The 22,147-nt window shown below is 71.3% G+C and carries 22 protein-coding genes; 12 read left to right on the plus strand and 10 right to left on the minus strand.

Features of this window, described 5'->3' with window-relative positions; genetic code table 11:
• Positions 1-20 precede the first annotated feature (20 nt).
• The 4 genes from AC0VYM_RS06390 to AC0VYM_RS06405 all read right to left on the minus strand — a co-directional run bounded on the left by AC0VYM_RS06390 (position 21) and on the right by AC0VYM_RS06405 (position 4,365).
• Positions 21-1,358 (minus strand): cytochrome ubiquinol oxidase subunit I, encoded by a 1,338-nt coding sequence (locus AC0VYM_RS06390; RefSeq protein WP_475460056.1) that lies wholly within the window; start codon positions 1,356-1,358, stop codon positions 21-23.
• A gap of 199 nt (positions 1,359-1,557) precedes the next feature.
• Positions 1,558-2,232, minus strand: a complete 675-nt coding sequence (locus AC0VYM_RS06395; protein WP_475460058.1) for a response regulator — start codon at positions 2,230-2,232, stop codon at positions 1,558-1,560.
• Positions 2,207-3,421, minus strand: a complete 1,215-nt coding sequence (locus tag AC0VYM_RS06400) for a sensor histidine kinase (RefSeq protein ID WP_475460061.1) — start codon at positions 3,419-3,421, stop codon at positions 2,207-2,209. Before AC0VYM_RS06400 ends, AC0VYM_RS06395 begins: the two co-directional genes overlap by 26 nt.
• 92 nt (positions 3,422-3,513) lie before the next feature.
• On the minus strand, positions 3,514-4,365 hold the full coding sequence (locus AC0VYM_RS06405; protein ID WP_475460063.1) for a spermidine synthase: 852 nt from the start codon (positions 4,363-4,365) through the stop codon (positions 3,514-3,516).
• A 166-nt stretch (positions 4,366-4,531) separates the two neighbouring features.
• Between AC0VYM_RS06405 and AC0VYM_RS06410 the strand changes: the two genes are divergently transcribed.
• On the plus strand, positions 4,532-6,265 hold the full coding sequence (locus tag AC0VYM_RS06410) for a proline--tRNA ligase (RefSeq protein WP_475462956.1): 1,734 nt from the start codon (positions 4,532-4,534) through the stop codon (positions 6,263-6,265).
• An 84-nt stretch (positions 6,266-6,349) separates the two neighbouring features.
• Here AC0VYM_RS06410 and AC0VYM_RS06415 read toward each other — a convergent pair whose 3' ends face one another.
• On the minus strand, positions 6,350-6,835 hold the full coding sequence (locus AC0VYM_RS06415) for a ferritin-like domain-containing protein (RefSeq protein WP_475460066.1): 486 nt from the start codon (positions 6,833-6,835) through the stop codon (positions 6,350-6,352).
• A 116-nt stretch (positions 6,836-6,951) separates the two neighbouring features.
• Positions 6,952-7,515 carry a hypothetical protein gene (locus tag AC0VYM_RS06420; protein ID WP_475460068.1) on the minus strand — a complete coding sequence of 188 codons (564 nt, stop codon included), beginning with the start codon at positions 7,513-7,515 and terminating at the stop codon, positions 6,952-6,954.
• Between the two features lie 359 nt (positions 7,516-7,874).
• On the opposite strand from AC0VYM_RS06420, the gene rimP reads away from it, so the two are divergent.
• The 7 genes from rimP to truB all read left to right on the plus strand — a co-directional run bounded on the left by rimP (position 7,875) and on the right by truB (position 14,850).
• The gene (rimP, locus tag AC0VYM_RS06425) at positions 7,875-8,357 is read left to right on the plus strand and encodes a ribosome maturation factor RimP (protein WP_475460071.1); all 483 of its coding nucleotides are present in this window, start codon (positions 7,875-7,877) and stop codon (positions 8,355-8,357) included.
• 24 nt (positions 8,358-8,381) lie between these two features.
• Positions 8,382-9,404 carry a transcription termination factor NusA gene (gene nusA, locus AC0VYM_RS06430; protein WP_475462957.1) on the plus strand — a complete coding sequence of 341 codons (1,023 nt, stop codon included), beginning with the start codon at positions 8,382-8,384 and terminating at the stop codon, positions 9,402-9,404.
• A 13-nt stretch (positions 9,405-9,417) separates the two neighbouring features.
• The gene (locus AC0VYM_RS06435) at positions 9,418-9,723 is read left to right on the plus strand and encodes a YlxR family protein (protein WP_475460074.1); all 306 of its coding nucleotides are present in this window, start codon (positions 9,418-9,420) and stop codon (positions 9,721-9,723) included.
• Positions 9,724-9,960: 237 nt separating this feature from the next.
• Positions 9,961-13,089 carry a translation initiation factor IF-2 gene (infB, locus tag AC0VYM_RS06440; protein ID WP_475460076.1) on the plus strand — a complete coding sequence of 1,043 codons (3,129 nt, stop codon included), beginning with the start codon at positions 9,961-9,963 and terminating at the stop codon, positions 13,087-13,089.
• Positions 13,090-13,174: 85 nt separating this feature from the next.
• Positions 13,175-13,471 (plus strand): DUF503 domain-containing protein, encoded by a 297-nt coding sequence (locus tag AC0VYM_RS06445; RefSeq protein WP_475460079.1) that lies wholly within the window; start codon positions 13,175-13,177, stop codon positions 13,469-13,471.
• Positions 13,472-13,473: 2 nt separating this feature from the next.
• Entirely contained in the window at positions 13,474-13,917 is a 444-nt protein-coding gene (rbfA, locus tag AC0VYM_RS06450; protein WP_017584939.1) for a 30S ribosome-binding factor RbfA, read from the plus strand.
• Between the two features lie 54 nt (positions 13,918-13,971).
• A complete protein-coding gene (gene truB, locus AC0VYM_RS06455) occupies positions 13,972-14,850 on the plus strand; it encodes a tRNA pseudouridine(55) synthase TruB (RefSeq protein ID WP_475460082.1) in 879 nt (292 codons plus the stop codon).
• On the opposite strand, the gene AC0VYM_RS06460 is transcribed toward truB, so the two are convergent.
• The 3 genes from AC0VYM_RS06460 to AC0VYM_RS06470 all read right to left on the minus strand — a co-directional run bounded on the left by AC0VYM_RS06460 (position 14,851) and on the right by AC0VYM_RS06470 (position 15,960).
• On the minus strand, positions 14,851-15,264 hold the full coding sequence (locus AC0VYM_RS06460; protein WP_475460084.1) for a type II toxin-antitoxin system VapC family toxin: 414 nt from the start codon (positions 15,262-15,264) through the stop codon (positions 14,851-14,853).
• Positions 15,261-15,551 carry a hypothetical protein gene (locus AC0VYM_RS06465; RefSeq protein ID WP_017542634.1) on the minus strand — a complete coding sequence of 97 codons (291 nt, stop codon included), beginning with the start codon at positions 15,549-15,551 and terminating at the stop codon, positions 15,261-15,263. Before AC0VYM_RS06465 ends, AC0VYM_RS06460 begins: the two co-directional genes overlap by 4 nt.
• Positions 15,552-15,717: 166 nt before the next feature.
• Positions 15,718-15,960: an alpha/beta fold hydrolase gene (locus AC0VYM_RS06470; RefSeq protein ID WP_475460086.1), complete on the minus strand. Its 243-nt coding sequence runs from the start codon at positions 15,958-15,960 to the stop codon at positions 15,718-15,720.
• An 80-nt stretch (positions 15,961-16,040) separates the two neighbouring features.
• Here AC0VYM_RS06470 and AC0VYM_RS06475 point away from each other — a divergent pair, with 80 nt between their 5' ends.
• The 4 genes from AC0VYM_RS06475 to AC0VYM_RS06490 all read left to right on the plus strand — a co-directional run bounded on the left by AC0VYM_RS06475 (position 16,041) and on the right by AC0VYM_RS06490 (position 21,557).
• Positions 16,041-16,988 carry a bifunctional riboflavin kinase/FAD synthetase gene (locus AC0VYM_RS06475; RefSeq protein WP_475460089.1) on the plus strand — a complete coding sequence of 316 codons (948 nt, stop codon included), beginning with the start codon at positions 16,041-16,043 and terminating at the stop codon, positions 16,986-16,988.
• 255 nt (positions 16,989-17,243) lie between these two features.
• Entirely contained in the window at positions 17,244-17,513 is a 270-nt protein-coding gene (rpsO, locus tag AC0VYM_RS06480; RefSeq protein ID WP_017542637.1) for a 30S ribosomal protein S15, read from the plus strand.
• A 284-nt stretch (positions 17,514-17,797) separates the two neighbouring features.
• A complete protein-coding gene (locus AC0VYM_RS06485; RefSeq protein ID WP_475460093.1) occupies positions 17,798-20,110 on the plus strand; it encodes a polyribonucleotide nucleotidyltransferase in 2,313 nt (770 codons plus the stop codon).
• A gap of 112 nt (positions 20,111-20,222) precedes the next feature.
• Positions 20,223-21,557, plus strand: a complete 1,335-nt coding sequence (locus AC0VYM_RS06490) for a M16 family metallopeptidase (protein ID WP_475460096.1) — start codon at positions 20,223-20,225, stop codon at positions 21,555-21,557.
• Positions 21,558-21,635: 78 nt separating this feature from the next.
• On the opposite strand, the gene AC0VYM_RS06495 is transcribed toward AC0VYM_RS06490, so the two are convergent.
• Positions 21,636-22,121 carry an Hsp20/alpha crystallin family protein gene (locus AC0VYM_RS06495; RefSeq protein ID WP_378742925.1) on the minus strand — a complete coding sequence of 162 codons (486 nt, stop codon included), beginning with the start codon at positions 22,119-22,121 and terminating at the stop codon, positions 21,636-21,638.
• Positions 22,122-22,147 lie beyond the last annotated feature (26 nt).

The raw sequence follows: 22,147 nt of genomic DNA on the forward strand, positions 1-22,147 counted from the left end.
TCGGAACGTGCGCGTGCGGCTCAGAACGTGTGGACCGGGTCGGGGGCCTCCGGCCGCCCCTCCTCACGGCGCTCGGCGAGGGGACCGCCCTCGGGGCCGCGCCGGGCGTAGCGGAACAGCAGCCAGTACGTCACGCAGGCCAGGACCGCGAAGGCGACCGTGAACAGGGTGAACGAGACCGCGGCCGCGCCGGGCGACAGGGGTGTCACGGCGTCGGCGGTGGTCAGGTGGTGCACCACCACCCAGGGCTGCCGGTTGGTCTCGCGGTACACCCAGCCGCCCACGCTCGCCAGGTAGGGGAGGAAGGGGGAGAACAGGAGCAGGGCCAGCCCCCAGCGGCCCGGCCGGAACCAGGACGGCACCAGTCGGGACGGGCCGGGGCGGGCGGCGCCACCGGGGACGGCGGGGCCGCCCCGCCGGAACCACCGCCGGGGGTTCAGCGGCCCTCCGTACCGTGCGAGCAGCATGACCGGGCCGAGGAGGAACATGACCACCCAGGCGGTCATCATCACGGCCTCACCGGCGGTGTTGGCGGCGGACACGAGGGCGCCCGGTCCCGCGGCCTCGATCGCCTCGATCTGCTCGGCCGTGTAGGTCAGACCGCTGGTGGGCGGGTCCTGTCCGAAGAGCGGGAACTGCGCGCCGCCGAAGCCCACCACGACCATCGGCATCACCGTCATGGTCACCGCGGCGAAGCCCATGCCGCGTCGGAAGAGGCCGTGCGGGTCGTTCCCCCGCAGCAGGTGGTGGGCGCTGGCGGCCGCCACGACCAGTGCGCCCACCAGCAGGGCACCGCTGACCACGTGCAGGAAGGCGAGGACCGACGCCGGGTTGGTCACCATGGCCACCGGGTCGGTCAGGTGTGCGACCCCGTCCACGATCTCGAAGCCCACCGGACGGCGCAGGAAGCCGTTGGAGACCAGCACCCACCACGCGGACGAGTACGCCGTCACGGTGACCACGGCGAAGCAGAACAGGTGCGCCCACCGGCCCATGCGGTCCCAGCCGAAGATCCACAGCCCCAGGAACGTGGACTCGACGAAGAACGCCGTCATCGTCTCCACGGCCAGGGGAGCGGCGAAGGTGTACCCGAACGTCTCCTGCAGCCCGCTCCAGTTCACCGCGAGCTGGAGCTCCATCACCAGTCCGGACAGGACGCCCATGCCGTAGTTGACCAGGTACAGGCCGCCCCAGAACCGCACGGCCACCATGCGCGACCGGTCTCCGCGCAGGGCCGCCACGAGCTGGGTGCCGAGGATGTACGGGGCCAGGCCCAGCGTGAGCGCCACGAAGAGGTAGTGCGTGGCCGCCGTCAGCGCGAACTGGAGCCGGGCGAGTACGAGGGGGTCGTCGAACATGGGAGGGCCTCTGCGGTCGTCGGTGGGGACGCTCCACAGCCTCCGCCGACGGTCATGGGCCCCACATCGGCCCCAGGGCGGCATCCGAGGGCCGTCCGGAGGGGTACTCCGGCGCCGCGCCTACTCTCCTGGGCGTACGGGACGACCCCGAGGGCCCCTCGGGGTCGCCCGGGGTCCGCGGTGGTGCCGACCCCGCCCGCTACCCGTCCTGGGACCAGCCGGGGGTCACCAGCGCCGTCTCGTAGGCGAGGACCACGAGCTGGGCCCGGTCGCGCACGCCCAGCTTCACCATGGCGCGGCTGACGTGGGTCTTGGCGGTGGCCGGGCTGAGCACCAGCTCCCGGGCGATCTCCTCGTTGGACATCCCGCGGCCGACCAGGGCCAGGACCTCCCGCTCGCGGTCGGTGAGCCCGTTCAGCCGGACCGAGGGGACCGGCGTGCCCGCGGGGCGGCGGGCGAAGTCCGAGATCAGCCTCCGGGTGATACCGGGGGAGAGCAGCGCCTCGCCCTCGTGCACCACCCGCACCGCCTGGAGCAGGTCGCGCGGTTCGGTGTCCTTGACCAGGAAGCCGCTGGCGCCCCCGCGCAGCGCGTCGAAGATGTACTCGTCCAGGTCGAACGTGGTGAGGATGACGACCCGGGTCCGCTCCAGCGAGGGTTCCGCCAGGATGCGGCCGGTGGCGTCCAGCCCGTCCACACCCGGCATCCGGATGTCCATCAGGACCACGTCGGGTCGTTCGGACAGCGCGAGCCGGACCGCCTCCGCGCCGTCGGCAGCCTCCGCGACCACCTGGATGTCGGGCGCGCTGTCCAACAGCGCGCGGAACCCGGCCCGCACCAGAGCCTGGTCATCCGCGAGCAGTACCCGGATCAACCCGTTCCCCCCGTTCGTCACGGGGGTCACCGTCGATCGGCAACCGCACCCGCACCCGGAATCCTCCACCCTCCACGGGCCCGGCGTCCACCGAGCCGCCGACGAGGGCGGCACGCTCCCGCATCCCGGTGATGCCGTTGCCCACGGCGGGCGGGCCCACCGTCCCGTGCCCGTCGTCCGTGACCTCGATGGTCAGCAGCGCGGGCCCGTAGTCGATCCGCACCCGGGCGCCGTCCGCCCCGGAGTGGCGGACCACGTTGGTGAGCGCCTCCTGCACGGCCCGGTAGGCCACTCCCTCGGTTCCCACGGACAGCCGCCGCTCCTCCCCGGTCACCTCCACCTCGGTGGGCAGCCCCGCGCCCCGGGCGCCCTCCACCAGGTCCCCGACCCGGTCCAGGCCCGGGACCGGCGAGCGGGGCGCGGCCGCGTCCTCGTCCACCGCGCGCAGCACCCCCAGCATGGCCCTGAGCTCGCTCAGCGTGTCCTTGCTGGTCTGCTTGATGGTGGACAGCGCCTCGACGGCCCGTTCCGGCTGGCTCTCCATCAGGTAGAGCGCCGTACCGGCCTGCACGTTGATCAGCGAGATGTTGTGGGCCACGGTGTCGTGCACGTCGCGCGCCAGCCGCAGCCGTTCGTCGGAGGCCCGGCGCAGCAGCTCCTCCTCGCGGGTGCGGGCGGCCTCCAGCCCGCGCTCGCGGTCCGCGTTCAGGTACTCCTGGCGCCAGCGCACCACCTCGGCGGCGCACAGCAGCAGCATGACCCACGCCACGATCCCGACCGCCTCGGGCCGGTAGGTACCCGTGGCCAGGAACTCGTAGGCGTTGACCGCCACGAACTGGCCGACGCCCAGGGTCCACCCGAAGGCCCGGTACCCCCAGCGCACCACGGTGTAGAGCATCACGGCGGTGCACAGCATCACCATGCCGTCGGGGAAGCCCAGCGGGTAGTAGACGGTGGCGGAGAGGACCGAGACCACGGCGACCGTGCGGGGGAGGGCGGTCCGCCACAGGACCGGCAGGCAGGCCGTGAGGATCAGGACGCACCCCCACGGCCAGGGGTCCAGGTCCTCGGGGACCGGGTCGACCACCACGACCACCAGGGTGCTGCCCATCGACAGGAACAGCAGGGCGGCCGTCAGGCGGACGTCGGTGCGGGTGGGACGCGGGACGCGTGAGAGTAGTGCTGCCACGCCCCCGACGGTACGGGCGCCGCACCGACGCCGCCGTCCTCCTCAGGGTGACTCTTCGTGGACGGGCCTACTCCCTCCGGAGTAGACGGACCTCAGAAGAGGTCGGTCGGCGGCGCGGGGGAGTCCTTCGCGTCCGCGTCGTGCACGGGGGAGTGGCCGGAGAGGAACCGGTCCAGGTCCTCGCCCTCGACGAGCCGGGCCATCTCCGGATCCCGGTGCGCCAGCCGCCCCAGCTCCTCCGTCGGCAGCGGCCGGTGGCCCGCCACCAGCACCAGGTTGCCGAACCGGCGCCCGCGCAGGATGCCCGGCTCGGCGGTCATCACCACGTGCGGCAGCACCGAACGCACGGTGGCCACCTGGGCGCGCGTGTGCTTCAGCGCGTAGCCGTCCCCGACGTTGACCACCAGGAACCCGCCCGGCCGCAGCACCCGCGCCGCCTCGGCGTAGAACTCCACCGAGGTCAGGCGGGCCGGGGTCCGCGCCCCGGAGAAGACATCGGACACGATCAGGTCCGCGCTGTCCTCGTGTCTGGCGGCGATCCAGTCCCGGGCGTCACCGATCCCCACCCTCAGCTGCGTCTTCCGGTCCCACGGCAGACGCCGCCGCACCAGCTCCACCAGCGCCGCGTCCACGTCCACCGCGCGCTGCCGCGACCCCGGACGGCTGTGCGCCACGTACCGCGCCACCGTCAGGGCCCCGGCGCCCAGGTGCATCGCCTCGACCGGCTCACCCTCCGGGGCCAGCAGGTCGACCGCGTGCGCGATCCGCCGCACGTACGAGAAGTCGAGGTAACCGGGGTCGGACAGGTCCACGTGCGACTGCGGGGTGCCCTCCACCAGCAGGAACCACGAGTTGGCGCGGTCCGCGTCAGCGAGCAGGTCGACCCCGGGCACCACCGAGACCTCCTCCTCGGCCTCGACCCTGTCACGTACACGTCTGCCCATGTCCCCCGCCCCAGTCCTCACGATCCCCCAACGTTAGGCGCAGCCGGGAGCCATCGGAAACCAGCGCGCGAACCCCGTCGAAGGAGCGCTAGCCTGGGGTTCCCCAGAAGTCCCAACCCGCGCCCCTCCGGGGCGCGATCACCGAGGAGTGGCCGTGCTACTGCGGATGTCGAACCTGTTCCTGCGCACCCTGCGTGAGGACCCGGCGGACGCCGAGGTGCCGAGCCACAAGCTCCTCGTCCGCGCCGGGTACGTCCGCCGCGCCGCCCCCGGCATCTACACCTGGCTGCCCCTGGGCAAGATCGTCCTAGAGAACGTCGCCCGCGTCGTGCGCGAGGAGATGAACGCGATGGGCGGCCAGGAGGTCCTGCTGCCCGCGCTGCTCCCCAAGGAGTTCTACGAGACCACCGGGCGCTGGGAGGAGTACGGCGACACCCTCTTCCGCCTCAAGGACCGCAAGGGCGCCGACTACCTCCTCGGCCCCACGCACGAGGAGCTCTTCACCCTCCTCGTCAAGGGCGAGTACTCGTCCTACAAGGACTTCCCGGTGGTGCTCTACCAGATCCAGGAGAAGTTCCGCGACGAGGCCCGCCCCCGCGCCGGAGTGCTGCGCGGCCGCGAGTTCCACATGAAGGACTCCTACTCCTTCGACATCGACGACGAGGGCCTCCAGGAGTCCTACGACAGGCACCGGGCCGCCTACATCCGGATCTTCGACCGGCTGGGCCTGGACTACGTCATCGTCTCCGCGACCTCCGGCGCCATGGGCGGATCGGCGTCCGAGGAGTTCCTGGCGGTCGCGCCCACCGGCGAGGACACCTTCGTGCGCAGCACGGAGTCCGACTACGCCGCCAACGTCGAGGCCGTGCGGACCCCGGCCCCCGCCGAGCGTCCCGTGGAGGGGCTGCCCGAGGCCCGGGTCCACCACACCCCCGGCACCGCCACCATCCAGACCCTGGTCGACTTCCTCAACGGCGCCGGCCTCGACCGCGACTTCACCGAGGCCGACACCCTCAAGAACGTCCTGGTCAAGACCCGCGCCCCGGGCAGCAAGGAGTGGGAGCTCCTGGGCATCGGCCTGCCCGGCGACCGCGAGGTCGACTTCAAGCGCCTGGAGGCCGCCCTGGAGCCCGCCGAGGTGGCGCTCCTGGACGACGCCGACTTCGCCGCCAACACGTTCCTGGCCAAGGGCTACATCGGCCCGCGCGCCCTGCTGGACAACAAGGTCCGCTACCTCGTCGACCCGCGTGTGGCCACCGGCACCTCCTGGGTGACCGGGGCCGACCGGACCGACCACCACGTGCTCGACCTCGTGGCCGGACGCGACTTCACCCCGGACGGCACCATCGACGTCGCGGAGGTGCGCGACGGCGACGCCTCGCCCGACGGCCGGGGCACCCTCTACACGGCACGCGGCATCGAGATCGGGCACATCTTCCAGCTCGGCCGCAAGTACGCCGACGCCTTCAAGCTGGACGCCCTCGGCCCGGACGGCAAGCCCCGCCGCGTCACGATGGGCTCCTACGGCATCGGCGTCTCCCGCGCCGTCGCCTCCGTCGTCGAGCAGTCGCACGACGACAAGGGCATCGTCTGGCCGCGTGAGGTGGCCCCCGCCGACGTGCACGTGGTTGGCACGGGCAAGGGCGGCGAGGTCGAGGAGGCCCTGCGGATCGGCGGGGAGCTGGAGGCGCGCGGCCTGCGCGTGCTGGTCGACGACCGCAAGGCGGCCCCCGGTGTGAAGTTCAACGACGCCGAGCTGCTGGGGATCCCCACCGTGGTCATCGTCGGCCGCGGCCTCAAGGACGGCCTGGTGGAGCTGCGCGACCGCCGCACCGGTGAGCGCACCGACGTGCCGGTCGGGGAGATCGTCGAGAGCACCGTCGCCGCCTGCGCCGAGTAGGGCGCGGCACAACCGAGGAGGGGCTCCCGCGCACCGGCGCGGGAGCCCCCTCCGTGTACCCGGATCGGTACCCGGCGGTCCGGGTCAGCCCCGGTCGAAGGCGGGGAGGGGGTCGAGCTCGGCGCCCCACTCCAACGAACGCACCGTCGCCTCCTGGAGGCTGCGGGCCGCCGTGACCCGCAGGTCGGTGTCGGCGGACGCGCTCAGCCACAGGTAGGCGCTCATGGTGGTCTCCTCCAGCCGGACGGCGAAGTCGTCCATGTCGCCGTCGTCGCGGCCCTCGGGCAGCGGGTAGGAGGCGAGCGCGGCCGGGGGGTCCACACCGCGCTCGACGGAGGCGGCGTGCAGGGCGTCCCGCAGTGCCTTGTGTTCGTAGGCGGACGCCGAGGCGCGCTCACGCCGGGTCCGGTCACCGGCGGCACCACCGACGAACTCGTACCCGTACACGGCGGCGTGCTCGGCGCTCAGGGCCTCCGCCAGTGCCGCGGCGGTGGGGTCGCCGTCCTCGGAGGGGGACGCGTCCGCACCGGGTTCCCGGGAGCCCTGCGCGGGCGTGGGGCTCTCGCTCACCTGACTACCTGCCTTCCGCCATCACGTCGCTCGGACGTTCCTGGGATGTCGCTCTGTTTCTCTCTCCGGCGCCGTCCGCCGCACCGACGCTGCGGCACCGTCGCATCCGGGCCCGCTCAGGCACGGGCGAGCAGGTGGGCGTGTCCGGCCTCGCAGGCACCGATCCCGCTCACGAGCTGGGCCAGCCCGGGGTCGGTCACGGCCGCCGCCTGGTCGAGCCGGGCACCGGTCGCGGCCGCGGCGAGGGCGCGCAGCCCCGCGACGTCGGGCACGGCCTCCAGCGCGGCGTCCCCCGCCGGGGCGGCGGAGGCTCCGCCCTCCCCGTCCTCGGCCCCGTCGTGCGGCTCCACCCCTTCGGGGAGGGCGTCCAACAGCGCGTCCAGATGGGTGACGTGGTCCTCCAGCAGGCGCTCCAGCAGTTCCGCCGGGCCCGTTCCGTGTTCCAGCGCGGCCTCGTGCCGGACGACGGCCCGCTCCTTCTCACGGATGAGCGAGCGCAGGACGGCGACGTCCGGTGTGACGTCGAACGGGTACCAGTCGGCCCCGGCGCAGCCACTCACCCCGACCGCGCCCGCGACGGCGCCGGTCACGGCTACACCCGTCAGCACGAGGCTCCTGGCCGCGAAGGACCTCCTCGTCAGCCCGGGCGCCGTGCGACCGCTGGCGTTCCCCTGGTCCACGCGCGCTCTCCTCCCGTGCCCCACGGCGTCGACTGCACCGCCGTCACCGGCGGTCAGCCCCCATCTTTCCACGGTCGACGACGGGCACGGGTCGTGCCGACACCCCCTGCCAGGACGGTGTTCCGGTGGGCCGGACCCCCGTCCGCGACCTCCCCCGTCCGCGTGTACCGACCTGGGCGGCGCTCAGGTGTGGATACCCTTGCACCACAACCGCCGTCGCACGCGACGCGCGGCGCTCACGCTCCCCTCACGGGGGCGCGGAGCGGATTCGACGAAGACTACGTACAGAGCTGGACCGCCCCGTTCAACGGCACACGGCCGAGCGGGCGGGATTTCGCCGTTTGAGGGGCTAATCACGCATGGGAGCGCAGGCGCGCAACGAGCGCATCGCCGAGCTGCTTGAGCCGGTACTGGCCGAGGCCGGACTGGACCTGGAGGCCGTCGAGCTGACACCCGCGGGCAAACGCCGGGTGCTGCGCGTGGTCGTGGACTCCGACAACGGGGTCGACCTGGACACCGTCGGTGAGGTCAGCCAGGCCGTCAACGAGAGCCTGGACGCCTCCGACGTCATGGGCGAGCAGGCCTACGTGCTGGAGGTCACCTCTCCGGGGGTGGACCGTCCGCTGACGCTGCCGCGCCACTGGCGGCGTTCCCAGGGGCGTCTGGTGAAGGTCTCCCTCGTCGAGGGCGGCGACCTCACCGGGCGCGTCACCGGGTCCGACGACCAGGGCGTCACCCTGGACGTCAAGGGCCGCCCCCGCACCCTGGCCTACGACTCGATCGCCAAGGCCAAGGTCCAGGTGGAATTCCGTCGCGAAGCCGACACCGACGCGGCGGACTAGAGGGGGAGCCCCATGGATATTGACATGAGTGTCCTGCGCAGCCTGGAGCGCGAGAAGGACATCGCCGTCGAGCTCGTGGCCAAGGCCATCGAGGACGCCCTCCTGATCGCCTACCACCGCGAGGAGGGCCCCGACAGGAAGGCCCGCGTGGAGCTCAACCGCTCCACCGGCCACGTGGTCGTCTGGGTCTCCGAGACCGACGAGGAGGGCGAGGTCGTCGGTGAGTTCGACGGCACCCCCACCGGGTTCGGCCGCATCGCGACCTCCACCGCCAAGCAGGTCATCCTCCAGCGTCTGCGCGACGCCGAGGACGAGCTGACCCTGGGCGAGTTCGCCGGACGCGAGCACGACATCGTCTCCGGGATCATCCAGCAGGGCAACGACCCGCGCAACGTCCTGGTGGACCTCGGCAAGATCGAGGCCGTCCTGCCCCCGCAGGAGCAGGTCCCCACCGAGGACTACACCCACGGCGAGCGTCTGCGCGCCTACGTGGTGCAGGTCCGCAAGGGCCACCGCGGCCCCTCGGTCACCCTCTCGCGCACCCACCCCAACCTGGTGCGCAAGCTCTTCGAGCTGGAGGTCCCCGAGATCGCGGACCACACCGTGGAGATCGCCGCGATCGCCCGCGAGGCCGGGCACCGCACGAAGATGGCGGTCCGCTCCAACCGGGGCGGCGTCAACGCCAAGGGTGCCTGCATCGGCCCGCTCGGCAGCCGCGTCCGCAACGTCATGGCCGAGCTCCACGGAGAGAAGATCGACATCGTCGACTACTCCGAGGACCCCGCCGTGTTCGTCGCCAACGCGCTCTCCCCGGCCCGGGTCAACTCGGTCGAGATCCTCGACATGGCCGCCCGGGTGGCCCGCGTGGTCGTGCCGGACTACCAGCAGTCGCTGGCGATCGGCAAGGAGGGGCAGAACGCCCGTCTCGCCGCGCGCCTCACCGGCTGGCGCATCGACATCCGCTCCGACGCCGAGCCCGCGCGGGACCCGGCCGAGGACGCGGACGAGGCCGTCCAGGGGGACGAAGACACCCCTTCGGCCGGTTAATCGGGTCGCGCCCATGTCCCGACGCGATAGGGTGGCCGGAGACGGTCCTGACCGCCCCGTGCGTACGTGCGTGGGGTGCCGGTCGCGGACAGTCCAGTCCGACCTCGTGCGGCTGGTGGCCGTGGGCACGGTCATCACGCCCGACACCCGGGGTCGACGTCCGGGGCGCGGCGCCTATCTGCACCACGATCGGCGATGCCTGGAGCTCGCCGAACGCCGCAGAGCATGGTCCCGCGCCTTCCGGAACCGGAACGGTGGTGGCGCCACCGGGTGGGACGTCTCACTTGTGAGGTCCCTCCTTGGTGACGCCCCCGCTTGACCGAGCTCCGCTCGGTTCCGGATAGGGTTGGAATGTCCGCGCCGACTCCGTGGTTGATGTGACCGAGGTCGGCGTGTAGTGCTGTGTCGGCACCTATGAGCTGGCCCATTGTTGTGTAGCGATGAGGAAGCAGGTCGAGATTGCGATGAGCGCCTGATGAGTACGCAGCGATGAGTAACTCGAGCTAACGACGGTCCGGCACAAGCCCATGTCCCGGACCGAAGCTGAAGGAGAAGTGTGGCGAAGGTCCGGGTGTACGAACTCGCCAAGGAGTTCGGTGTAGAGAGCAAGGCCGTGCTGGCCAAGCTCAACGAGATGGGCGAATTCGTCCGTTCGGCGTCCTCGACGATAGAGGCCCCCGTCGTTCGACGCCTGCAAGAAGCTTTCGACAACGGTTCCGACGGCGGCAAGAAGGGCGGATCGGCCAAGCCCGGTCCCAAGCCCGCCGCCGAAGGTTCGGCGCGTCCCGCGGCTCCCAAGCCCGGCCCCGCGCCCAAGCCGGGCCCGAAGCCCGGTCCGGCCGCGCGCCCCGCGGCCCCCAAGGCCGAGACGCCCGCAGCTCCGGCTGAGAAGGCCGAGAAGCCGGCCGCGCCGGTCGAGAAACCGGCCGCGCCGGTGGAGAAGCCCGCCGCGCCGGTGGAGAAGCCCGCGGTCCCGCATTTCGAGAAGCCCGCCGAGCGTCCCGAGTCCGCTCCGAAGCCCGGCCCCAAGCCGGCTCCGAGGGCGGCCCGTGGCGGCGACGCCCCGCGTCCCGGCGGCCCCAAGCCCAGCGGTGCCCAGGGCGGCGCCCGTGGCGACCGTCCCCAGCGCGGTGACCGTCCGGAGCGTTCCGGCGGCCGCGAGGGTGGTCGTGACGGCGGCCGCGGCCCGCGTCCGGGCGGTCCCCGTCCGGGTCCGCGTCCGGGCAACAACCCGTTCGCGTCCAACGCCTCGGGCATGGGCTCCAAGCCCTCCGCTCCGCGTCCCGGCGGTGCCGCCGGTCCGCGTCCGGGTCCCCGTCCGGGTGGCCCGCAGGGCGGTGGCGACCAGCGCGCCCCGCGTCCCGGCGGCGGCGCTCCGCGTCCCGGCGGTGCCGGTGGCCCGCGTCCGGGTCCCCGTCCGGGTGGCCCGCAGGGCGGTGGCGACCAGCGCGCCCCGCGTCCCGGCGGTGCCGCGGGCGCTCCCCGCCCCGGTGGCGGTGCTCCGCGTCCCGGCGGTGCCGGCGGCGCTCCGCGTCCCGGTGGTCCGCGTCCCAGCCCGATGAACATGCCCTCGTCCCGGCCGGCCGCGCCCGCTGGCGGCGGCCGCGGTGGTGCCGGCGGCGGTCGTCCCGGTGGCGGCGGTGGCCGCGGCCGTGGCGGCGCTCCCGCAGGTGCGGGTCCGCGTCCCGGTGGCGGCGGCGGTCGTCCCGGCGGCTTCGGTGGTCGTCCCGGTGGCGGCGGTCGCGGTCGCGGTGGCGGAACGGCCGGTGCGTTCGGCCGTCCGGGCGGTCGTCCCGGACGCGCCCGCAAGTCCAAGAAGCAGCGGCGTCAGGAGTTCAACGACCTCCAGGCCCCGTCCTTCGGCGGCGTGAAGATCCCGAGCGGCAACAACCAGACGATCCGTCTGTCCCGTGGCGCCTCGCTCTCGGACTTCGGCGACAAGATCGACGTCAACCCGGCGTCGCTGGTCCAGGTCATGATGCACCTGGGCGAGATGGTCACCGCGACCCAGTCGCTGCCCGACGAGACGCTTCAGCTGCTCGGCGAGGAGCTGAAGTACACGATCGAGGTCGTGAGCCCCGAGGACGAGGACCGCGAGCTGCTGGAGTCCTTCTCCATCGAGTTCGGTGAGAACGAGGGCGGCGACGCCGAGCTGCGTCCGCGTCCGCCCGTGGTCACCGTCATGGGTCACGTCGACCACGGTAAGACCCGACTGCTGGACACCATCCGTAAGACCAACGTCGTCAGCGGCGAGGCCGGCGGAATCACCCAGCACATCGGTGCCTACCAGGTCGCGACCGAGGTGGACGGCGAAGAGCGCAAGATCACCTTCATCGACACCCCCGGTCACGAGGCGTTCACCGCCATGCGTGCCCGTGGTGCGAAGGTCACCGACGTGGCGGTCCTGGTCGTGGCGGCCGACGACGGCGTCAAGCCGCAGACGGCCGAGGCCATCGACCACGCCAAGGCGGCCGAGGTGCCGATCGTGGTCGCGGTCAACAAGATCGACGTCGAGGGAGCGGACCCGCAGCGGGTGCGCGCCCAGATGACCGAGTACGGCCTCGTGGCCGAGGAGTACGGCGGCGACGTCCAGTTCGTGGACATCTCCGCGCTCAAGGGCGACAACATCGACGCCCTGCTCGAGTCGATCGTCCTCACGTCCGACGCGGCCCTGGACCTCCAGGCCAACCCGGACATGGACGCCCAGGGTCTGGCGATCGAGGCCTACCTGGACCGCGGTCGCGGTTCCATGGCCACGGTGCTGGTCCAGCGGGGCACGCTCAACGTCGGTGACTCCATCGTCTGCGGCGACGCCTTCGGCCGCGTCCGCGCCATGCTCGACGAGCACGGCGAGAACGTGCAGTCGGCCGAGCCGTCCCGTCCGGTCCAGGTCCTGGGTCTGACCAACGTGCCCAGCGCCGGTGACAGCTTCCTGGTCGTCAAGGACGACCGCGTGGCCCGTCAGATCGCCCAGCAGCGTGAGGCGCGCGAGCGCTTCGCCCAGCAGGCGAAGTCGGCCCGCCGGGTCACCCTCGACAACTGGCAGTCCGCCATCAAGGAGGGCGAGCGCTCCGAGCTGCTCCTCCTCATCAAGGGCGACATGTCCGGTTCGGTCGAGGCGCTCGAGGAGTCGCTGCTCAAGATCGACGCCGGTGGCGACGAGGTCAGCATCCGGATCATCGGACGCGGCGTCGGTGCCATCACGCAGAACGACATCAACCTGGCGTCGTCCGCGGACGCGATCATCGTCGGCTTCAACGTTCGGCCCGAGGGCAAGAACAGCCAGCTGGCGGACCGCATGGGCGTCGACATCCGGTACTACTCGGTCATCTACCAGGCCATCGACGAGGTCGAAGCCGCGGTCAAGGGTCTCCTCAAGCCCATCTACGAGGAGGTCCAGCTCGGCAGCGCCGAGGTCCGCGAGGTCTTCAAGGTGCCGAAGATCGGCAACATCGCCGGTGCCATCGTCCGCGACGGGATCATCCGCCGCAACACCAAGGCACGGCTCATCCGCGAGGGCAAGGTCATCTCCGAGAACCTCAACGTCGAGTCGCTGCGCCGGTTCAAGGACGACGCCACCGAGGTCCGCGAGGGCTTCGAGTGCGGTATCGGTGTCGGTTACAACGACATCCGGGTCGAGGACGTCATCGAGACCTACGAGATGCAGGAGAAGCCCCGCGACTAGTCGCGAGGACTGATCCACCTGGGGCCCCGGACGAGCGTGTCCGGGGCCCCGCCTTTGACGGCTCACACAACACACAGGTGATCACTTGTACGTTGGGGCGCTGACACTGGACGTGCTCCTCGGAGACGTCCACTCGCTCAAACAGAAGCGTTCGCTGGTCCGGCCGGTCATCGCCGAACTGCGACGGAAGTTCTCGGTGTCGGTCTCCGAAGTCGGAGAACACGACCTCTACCGTCGGGCCGTGATCGGTGTCGCGGTGGTCGCGCCGACCGCCGCCCACGCCCGGGACCAGATGGACACCTGCGAGCGTCTCGTCGCGGGCCGTCCCGAACTGGAGCTGCTCTCCGCCAGGCAGCGGCTCTTCAACGAAGAGGAAGACTGACGATGGTTGACGCCGCACGCGCGCGAAAGATCGCCGACCGAATCCAGCGGATCGTCGCCGAGATGCTGGACCGGCGAATCAAGGACCCGCGCCTGGGATTCGTCACCGTGACCGACGCCCGGATCACCGCGGACCTGCGGGACGCCACGGTGTACTACACGGTGTTCGGCACCCCCGAGGAGAAGGCGGCCAGCGCGGCCGCGCTGGAGAGCGCCAAGGGCGTGATCCGCAGTGAGGTCGGTCGCCAGACCGGCATCCGCCACACGCCCAGCCTGACCTTCGTCATCGACGAGGTGCAGGAGAACGCCCAGCACATCGAGAAGCTGCTGGTCGAGGCGCGCAAGTCCGACGAGGAGGTGGCCCAGAAGGCCACCGGAGCCAAGCACGCGGGTGAAGCCGACCCGTACAAGGCGCCTCGTGAGGACGAGGACGAGGACGACGAGTAACCAGACCCCCGGGGCGGCGGCAGCGGCCGCCGCCCCCTCTCAGAAGGAGCCCCCATGGCCGACAGCGGTGTCGTGGTCGTCGACAAGCCCGCCGACTGGACCTCACACGACGTGGTCGCGAAGACCCGGGGTCTGGCGCGCACCCGGCGCGTGGGCCACGCGGGCACCCTGGACCCGATGGCCACCGGGGTCCTGGTCCTGGGGATCGAGAAGGGCACCAAGCTGCTCGGTCACCTGACCCTGACCGAGAAGACCTACGAGGCCACGATCCGCCTCGGGCTGGTCACCAACACCGACGACGCCGAGGGCGAACCCGGGGTCCGGGTGGACGCCTCCACCGTCACCGACGCGGACGTGCATGCGGCCGTGGCGAAGCTCACCGGCCCGATCCAGCAGGTCCCGCCGCAGGTCAGCGCGATCAAGGTGGACGGCAAACGCGCCTACAAGTCGGCCCGTGAGGGCAAGGAGGTGGCGCTCAAGGCACGGACGGTCACCGTCTCCCAGTTCGACGTGACCGCGGTCCGGCACACCCCCGACGGCTTCGTGGACGTGGACGCGGTGATCACCGGCTCCAGCGGTACCTACATCCGCTCGCTCGCCCGTGACATGGGCGCGGACCTGGCCGTGGGCGGGCACCTCACCGCCCTGCGCCGTACCCGGGTGGGCCCCTACGACCTGTCCCAGGCCCGCACGCTCGACGAGCTCGCCAAGGAGTTCACCCAGGTCCCCCTGGCCCAGGCCGTGGCCGCCGCGTTCCCGGTACGCACCATGGACGAGGCCGAGACCCGCGCGATCCGCCACGGGAACCGGATCAGTGAGAGCTCCCTGGGCGACGGCCCGGTGGGGTTGTTCGCCCCGGACGGCACCGTGGTCGCCCTGGGCGAGAACCGCCCGGGCCACATGAAGCCGGTCGTGGTGTTCTCCCCGGCCTGATCAGATCTTGATGACGGCGGCCCGGCCCGCGCACAGGGCCAGGAGGTCGTCCGGGTCGGAGGTCAGGATGACGGCGGGGGCCTCCGCCCGGAGCGCGGTGGCGCACAGCATCGCGTCGATCGCGTGTTTGTGGCCGTGGAGTCCTGCCTCGGAGAGCAGGGCGCACGCGGTTCGTGCGACCTCTTCCGTGACCGGCTCGACGGTGATCCGGGACAGGGTCCACTCCAGCGCCGGGCGCCTGATCCCGGGGTGCACGACCTCCACGAGCGTGGCCGCACTGGTCAGGACGGTCATGTCGTCCTGGAGCGCGGTGGCGAGCCACTCACTGATCCGGCCGTCTCTGCGGATGGCTCCGGCGAGCCCCTCGCTGTCCAGAACGAGGGACCTGACCGGTGTACGGGGGGCGGGACTCACGCGGCCTCGTCCTCTTTTCGCTTCTGCGCGGAACCGGACGCGCTGACTCCCTGCTCTTGCAGGGCCCGACGCATCTCGTCGCGTATCTCACTCATTCGTTCGTCCGTGACCGGGCCGTTCTCGGCCTCCAGTGTTTCGACCAGCTCAGCCAACTGGTCGCGTTGGACCTGCCGTCTGACCGCGTTGGTGACGTAGGCGGAGAGCCCCGAGCCGCCGCTACGGGAGCGGGCGTCCTCGGCGAGGTCCTCGGGAAGGGTGACGGAGTACTTCTTGGTAGCGCCGTTCATGACACTTATGCTACCCGCCATGCCACCATCGTGTTCGAGGGGTGGCTGGACGACTTTCTTGCTGAAGTCCGATGTCAGCGTGTTGTTCACAAGGGCGAAGATAGCGAGGCGTCACTGGATGTGTGCGGGTTTCGCGAAGATTCCCGGAGCCTTCTCGGAATCTGGCTCAGGGGCGCCGTGTGACCTCGTCCAGGAAGGCGGCGAGGGCGGCGGTCAGTTCGCCCGGCCGCTCCACCGAGGCCAGGTGCCCGGTTTCGGGCAGTTCCAGGAGGCGGGAGCCCCGGACTCCCTCGGTGTACCGGTCCGAGACCGCCCGGACCTGGGGAACCTCCGACAGGCCCTTGACCACGGTGTCCGGCTCGTGCCAACCCGTCTCTGCCCTCGGCGGAGAGCGGGTGCGCGGGACCATACCGGTGCCTGGCTGAAGCGGGGGACGTGACATGGCAGGGTTGACCCTGCCCGAGTGGACGTGAGTGAAGGGGACCGAAAGTGCTGCGATGGGACGGGCTGGGGGACATCCCCTCGGACTGGGGACGGTCCGTGGTGGCGGTCGGCGTCTTCGACGGCGTGCACCGGGGACACCAGGCGATCCTGGCCGCCGCGCGCGGGCACGCCGACCGGCTCGGTCTGCCGGTGGTCGCGGTCACCTTCGACCCCCACCCCGAACGCGTGCTGCGCGGGACCACCCCGGCGGTCCTGACCCCGGTCGACCGCCGGGTGGAGCTCATGGCGCCCCTCGGGGTCGACGCCGTGTGCGTCCTGCCCTTCGACGAGGCGCTGTCCTCGCTCGGCGCCGAGGAGTTCGTCCGCCGCGTGCTGTCCGACCGGCTCGGCGCCGCCGCCGTCGTGGTCGGTGAGGACTTCCGCTTCGGCCACCGGGCGGCCGGGAACGTCGCCGTGCTGGCCGAACTGGGGGAGAAGCACGACTTCGCGGTGGACGGCGTGCGCCTGGTGGCCGAGGGCGACACCATCACCTCCACACGGGTGCGCTCCCTGCTCGACGAGGGCGACGTCGCGGCGGCCGCCGAACTCCTGGGCCGCCCGCACCGGGTGTCCGGGGAGATCGTGCACGGCGCCGCCCGGGGTCGCGAACTCCTGGGTTTCCCCACCGCCAACGCCGACCTGCACCCGGACACCGCCGTGCCCGGTGACGGCGTGTACGCCGGGTGGCTCAGCCGTCTGGAGCCGGTCGAGGGGCACGAGACGCGGTGGCCCGCGGCGATCTCCGTGGGCACCAACCCCACGTTCGACGGAGCCGAGCGCACGGTGGAGGCCTACGCCCTGGACCGCGACGACCTGGAGCTGTACGGACTGCGCATGGCGGTCGACTTCACCGCGCGTATCCGGGGTCAGGAACGGTTCGAGGACATCGAGGCGCTCATCGTGGCGATGCGCCGCGACGTCGACCGCTGCCGTGAGGTCCTCGGCGTCGCCTGAGTCCGTCGTCACCGGGGAACGGGGTTCCGCCCCTCGTCATCTGCGATAGGGTGGGGTCCGTCCACGTGTGCCCGCGGTGAGTCACGCCCCTTTCGGGGAGCGGATTCCGCGGGAGCGCGGTGCACCCACGCCATCGGCGGAGGGCCGCGCGCGCCACACGCGACGGTGACTGCTCGTACGCGCGGTCACCGCGTCTGAACCCTGCCACGTACCGGGGTTCGCCCCTGCGTACCGACTTCTCAGTGAAGGAGCGTCGTGTCGATCGACACCGCCACCAAGGAAAAGATCATCGCCGAGTACGCCACCGTCGAAGGTGACACCGGCTCCCCCGAGGTCCAGATCGCGCTGCTCACGCACCGCATCACCGAGCTCACCGAGCACCTGAAGGACCACAAGCACGACCACCACAGCCGTCGTGGCCTGCTCCTGATGGTCGGCCGTCGCCGCCGTCTGCTCAAGTACGTGGCCAAGCAGGACATCACCCGCTACCGCTCGCTCATCGAGCGTCTGGGCCTGCGTCGCTAGGTCGTTTCGGAGGGAGTGGCTTCGGCCGCTCCCTCTTTGTTAGTAAGGTGTGACCAGAGTGGTGTCCGCGACAGGACGCCACCCGCACCACCCGTGCCGCCACCCCGGACCCAGGGGTCGGTCCTCGGTAGTGGTCTCCGGACACCGCCCGTACGGGCGGGCCGTGGGCTTCGATCGATGACCGACCGTCATCACCTCCGGGGCACGACACGGGAACAACATCGCCGTGCCACGGACCGGGAGGTCCCGGCGCGGCGCCCGCAACGTGTAACAGGAGGTCGCCCATGGAGGGCGTTTACTCGGCCGAAGCCGTCATCGACAACGGCAAGTTCGGCACCCGTACCATCCGCTTCGAGACCGGCCGTCTGGCCCGTCAGGCCGCCGGTTCGGCCACGGTCTACCTGGACGACGAGACCGTCGTCCTGTCGGCCACCACCGCCTCGAAGCGGCCCAAGGAGAACCTCGACTTCTTCCCCCTGACGGTGGACGTCGAGGAGCGGATGTACGCCGCCGGCCGCATCCCCGGCTCCTTCTTCCGGCGTGAGGGCCGTCCTTCCGAGGACGCCATCCTCACCTGCCGTCTGATCGACCGTCCGCTGCGCCCCTCCTTCAAGAAGGGCCTGCGCAACGAGATCCAGATCGTCGAGACGATCCTGTCGCTGCACCCCGAGCACCTGTACGACGTCGTCGCCATCAACGCGGCCTCGATGTCCACGCAGATCGCCGGTCTGCCCTTCTCCGGCCCGCTCGGCGGCGTCCGGGTCGCGCTGATCGACGGCCAGTGGGTCGGTTTCCCCACCCACGGCGAGCTTGAGGGCGCCACCTTCGACATGGTCGTCGCCGGCCGTGTCCTGGAGGACGGCGACGTCGCGATCATGATGGTCGAGGCGGAGTCCACCACCCGGACCCTGAAGCTGGTCGCCGAGGGCGCCGTCGGCCCCAACGAGCAGACCGTCGCCGAGGGCCTCGAGGCCGCCAAGCCCTTCATCAAGGTGCTGTGCAAGGCCCAGCAGGCCGTGGCCGACCAGGCCAGCCGTGAGCAGGGCGAGTTCCCGATCTTCCTCGACTACGAGGACGACGCCTACGCCGCCGTCGAGGGCGCCGTGCGCGAGGAGCTCGCCAAGGCGCTCACCATCGCGGACAAGCAGGACCGCGAGTCCGAGCTCGACAAGATCAAGGCGTCGGCCGCCGAGAAGCTGGCCGAGGACTTCGAGGGCCGCGAGAAGGAGATCAGCGCCGCCTTCCGCAGCCTCAGCAAGCAGCTCATGCGTGAGCGCGTCCTGCGCGACAAGGTCCGCATCGACGGCCGTGGTCCCAAGGACATCCGCCAGCTGAGCGCCGAGGTCGGCATCCTGCCGCGGGTGCACGGTTCGGCCCTCTTCGAGCGTGGCGAGACCCAGATCATGGGCGTCACCACGCTGAACATGCTGCGCATGGAGCAGACGGTTGACACGCTCAACCCGGACAAGACCAAGCGCTACATGCACAACTACAACTTCCCGCCCTACTCCACCGGTGAGACCGGTCGGGTGGGCTCGCCCAAGCGGCGCGAGATCGGGCACGGCGCCCTGGCCGAGCGGGCCCTGCTGCCGGTTCTGCCCGCCCGCGAGGAGTTCCCGTACGCCATCCGCCAGGTGTCCGAGGCCCTCGGGTCCAACGGCTCCACCTCGATGGGTTCGGTCTGCGCCTCCACCATGTCCCTGATGGCGGCCGGTGTGCCCCTGAAGGAGATGGTGTCCGGTATCGCCATGGGTCTGATCAGCGAGGGCGACGAGTTCGTCACGCTGACCGACATCCTCGGTGCCGAGGACGCCTTCGGCGACATGGACTTCAAGGTCGCCGGCACCCGTGAGCTCATCACGGCGCTCCAGCTGGACACCAAGCTCGACGGCATCCCCGCCGAGCAGCTGGCCCTGGCACTCCAGCAGGCCCGCGGCGCCCGTCTGGCCATCCTCGACGTCATGCAGGAGGCCATCGAGCGTCCGGCCGAGATGAGCCCGAACGCTCCGCGCATCCTGACCGTCAAGGTGCCCGTCGAGAAGATCGGTGAGGTCATCGGCCCGAAGGGCAAGATGATCAACTCGATCCAGGACGACACCGGCGCGGACATCTCGATCGAGGACGACGGCACCATCTACATCGGTGCCACCGACGGCCCCTCCGCCGAGGCGGCCCGGGACACGATCAACCAGATCGCGAACCCGACCATGCCCGAGGTGGGCGACCGCTACCTGGGCACCGTCGTCAAGACGACCGCCTTCGGCGCGTTCGTCTCGCTGCTGCCCGGCAAGGACGGTCTGCTGCACATCTCGCAGATCCGCAAGCTGCACGGCGGCCAGCGCATCGAGAACCTCGACGACGTGATCAGCATCGGTGAGAAGATCCAGGTCGAGATCCGCGAGATCGACGACCGCGGGAAGCTCTCCCTGGTCCCGGTCGAGGTCGTGGAGTCCGAGACCGCCGCCAAGTCCGACAAGCCCGAGGCCCCCGCGGCCGCGGACGCGGACGAGGACGCCGAGAAGGGTGACGACAAGTCCGAGGGCGCCCCGCGCCGTCGCCGTCGCCGCAGCTCGGGCGGGCGTTCCGAGAACACCTGATCCACGCCTGTGTGACCCTGTACGGGGCGGTCGCGTCTGCACGACGCGGCCGCCCCGCCGTCGTCCCGGGCGTATGCTCTGCTGGATGTCCCGACGCGAAGAAGAAGGATTCATGAGTTCTGTCCCCATCGCCGCCGAGCAGGAGCCGGGCACGACCGTCACGCTGCTGGAGCCCGACGGCGGTTCCGGTCTGGTGCGTCGGACGGTGCTGCCCGGCGGCCTGCGCGTGGTCACCGAGAACGTCCCCGGGGGCCGCTCCGCCGCCTTCGGCATCTCCGCGACCACCGGCTCCCGTGACGAGGACTCCGCGCACGCGGGGTCGGCGCACTTCCTGGAGCACCTGCTCTTCAAGGGGACCGGGACCCGGTCGGCGCTGGAGATCTCCGCGCTGCTGGACGGGGTGGGCGCCGACCACAACGCGTACACCACCAAGGAACACACCTGCTACTACGCGAAGGTCCTCGACCGGGACCTGCCGCTCGCGGTGGACGTGGTGGGCGACATGGTCGCCAACTCCGTCCTGGACGAGGGGGAGGTGGAGACCGAGCGCGGCGTGATCCTGGAGGAGATCGCCATGTACGAGGACGAGCCCGCCGACCTGGTGGACGACGTCTTCGCGGAGCACTTCTTCGGTGACACCCCGCTGGGGCGTCCGATCCTCGGCACCACCGACAGCATCAAGGCACTGTCCCGCGAGCGCATCGCGGAGCAGTACCGGGACGCCTACGTGCCCTCGGAGCTCATCGTGACGGCGGCGGGCAGCCTGGACCACGAGAGCGTCGTGGAGCAGGTCCGCGCCATGTTCGCGAACCGCCTCGGTGCGGCCGGTGACGCCCGCCCGTCCCGCCCGCGCGGAGCCGGGGAGCCGGTCCGCACGTTCGGTGGCACGGTCGTGCAACCGCGTGAGACCGAGCAGGCGCACATCATCCTGGGTTCGGAGGGGCTGACCCGCACCGACCCGCGCTGGCACGCCCTGCGGCTGCTCAGCGCCGCTCTGGGCGGCGGCATGTCGTCGCGCCTGTTCCAGGAGGTGCGGGAGAAGCGCGGCCTGGCCTACGCGGTGCACGCGTACCACACGGCCTACGCCGACACCGGAACCTTCCAGATCTACGCGGGCTGCCTTCCGGAGAAGGCCGACGAGGTCATCGGGGTCTGCCGCGACGAGCTGGCCAAGGTCGCCGCCTCCGGGATCACGGCGGAGGAGCTGACCCGCGCCAAGGGCCAGATCCAGGGAGCCATGGTGCTGGGCAGCGAGGGCACCAACGCCCGGATGGGCCGTCTGCTCGCGCACGAGCTCACCCAGCCGCGCCACTTCTCCATCGACGAGGACCTGGCCCGGTTCGACGCCGTCACGCAGGACGACGTCGCCGGGGTCGCCGCCGAGCTGCTGGCCCGCCCGAGGGCGCTGGCCGTGATCGGCCCGTACGAGGCCGACCGGGAGTTCTGAGGCCGAGGACCCCGCAAGGGAAGGGAGCCCGTGACCGTCGCCGGTCACGGGCTCCCTTCTCCTTGTGCCTGGTCCGCCCTACAGCGGGCGTCCGCGCGGCCGACCGCGCTTCTTGATCGCGATCTGCCGGGGGCCGCCGGTGTGGGCGCCCCCGTGGACGACGACCTCCAGGAGGCCGTCACCGAAGGCCGCCTCGACGTCCTTGTCCTCGACGTCCTCGGGAAGGCTGATCTCACGCCGGAACGAGCCCATGAAGCGCTCGGACGTGTAGTAGATCGTGGAGTCGTCCTCCTCGCGGTGCCGCTCGCCGCTGATGACGAGCACGCCGTGGGCCAGGCTGACCGACACGTCGGTCTCCTTGACCCCGGGCAGCTCCGCTCGGATGACGAGGTCGCGGCCCTTGGCCATGATGTCCGTGGACGGGCTCCAGGCGTCGGCGAACGTCCTCTCACGCTCGCCCACCTGGGTGGTCTCGATCGTGGAGATCGTGTCCGACATCCTGTTCATCTCGGTGATCATGTCCACCACCCCGTGGAAGGGGTTGCTGAACCTCTTGGGTGCCACCGTTGCCTCCTCAATGCGCCGTCGGT

The organism is Nocardiopsis sp. iso_237, from assembly GCF_056173345.1.

Excerpts from the sequence above, each read along its gene's own strand:
- AC0VYM_RS06390 (WP_475460056.1), bottom strand. The coding sequence starts at position 1,358 with ATGTTCGACGACCCCCTCGTACTCGCCCGGCTCCAGTTCGCGCTGACG.
- AC0VYM_RS06405 (WP_475460063.1), bottom strand. The coding sequence starts at position 4,365 with ATGGGCAGACGTGTACGTGACAGGGTCGAGGCCGAGGAGGAGGTCTCG.
- AC0VYM_RS06410 (WP_475462956.1), top strand. The coding sequence starts at position 4,532 with ATGTCGAACCTGTTCCTGCGCACCCTGCGTGAGGACCCGGCGGACGCC.
- rimP (WP_475460071.1), top strand. The coding sequence starts at position 7,875 with ATGGGAGCGCAGGCGCGCAACGAGCGCATCGCCGAGCTGCTTGAGCCG.
- nusA (WP_475462957.1), top strand. The coding sequence starts at position 8,382 with ATGAGTGTCCTGCGCAGCCTGGAGCGCGAGAAGGACATCGCCGTCGAG.
- AC0VYM_RS06435 (WP_475460074.1), top strand. The coding sequence starts at position 9,418 with ATGTCCCGACGCGATAGGGTGGCCGGAGACGGTCCTGACCGCCCCGTG.
- rbfA (WP_017584939.1), top strand. The coding sequence starts at position 13,474 with ATGGTTGACGCCGCACGCGCGCGAAAGATCGCCGACCGAATCCAGCGG.
- truB (WP_475460082.1), top strand. The coding sequence starts at position 13,972 with ATGGCCGACAGCGGTGTCGTGGTCGTCGACAAGCCCGCCGACTGGACC.
- AC0VYM_RS06465 (WP_017542634.1), bottom strand. The coding sequence starts at position 15,551 with ATGAACGGCGCTACCAAGAAGTACTCCGTCACCCTTCCCGAGGACCTC.
- AC0VYM_RS06470 (WP_475460086.1), bottom strand. The coding sequence starts at position 15,960 with ATGGTCCCGCGCACCCGCTCTCCGCCGAGGGCAGAGACGGGTTGGCAC.
- AC0VYM_RS06485 (WP_475460093.1), top strand. The coding sequence starts at position 17,798 with ATGGAGGGCGTTTACTCGGCCGAAGCCGTCATCGACAACGGCAAGTTC.
- AC0VYM_RS06490 (WP_475460096.1), top strand. The coding sequence starts at position 20,223 with ATGAGTTCTGTCCCCATCGCCGCCGAGCAGGAGCCGGGCACGACCGTC.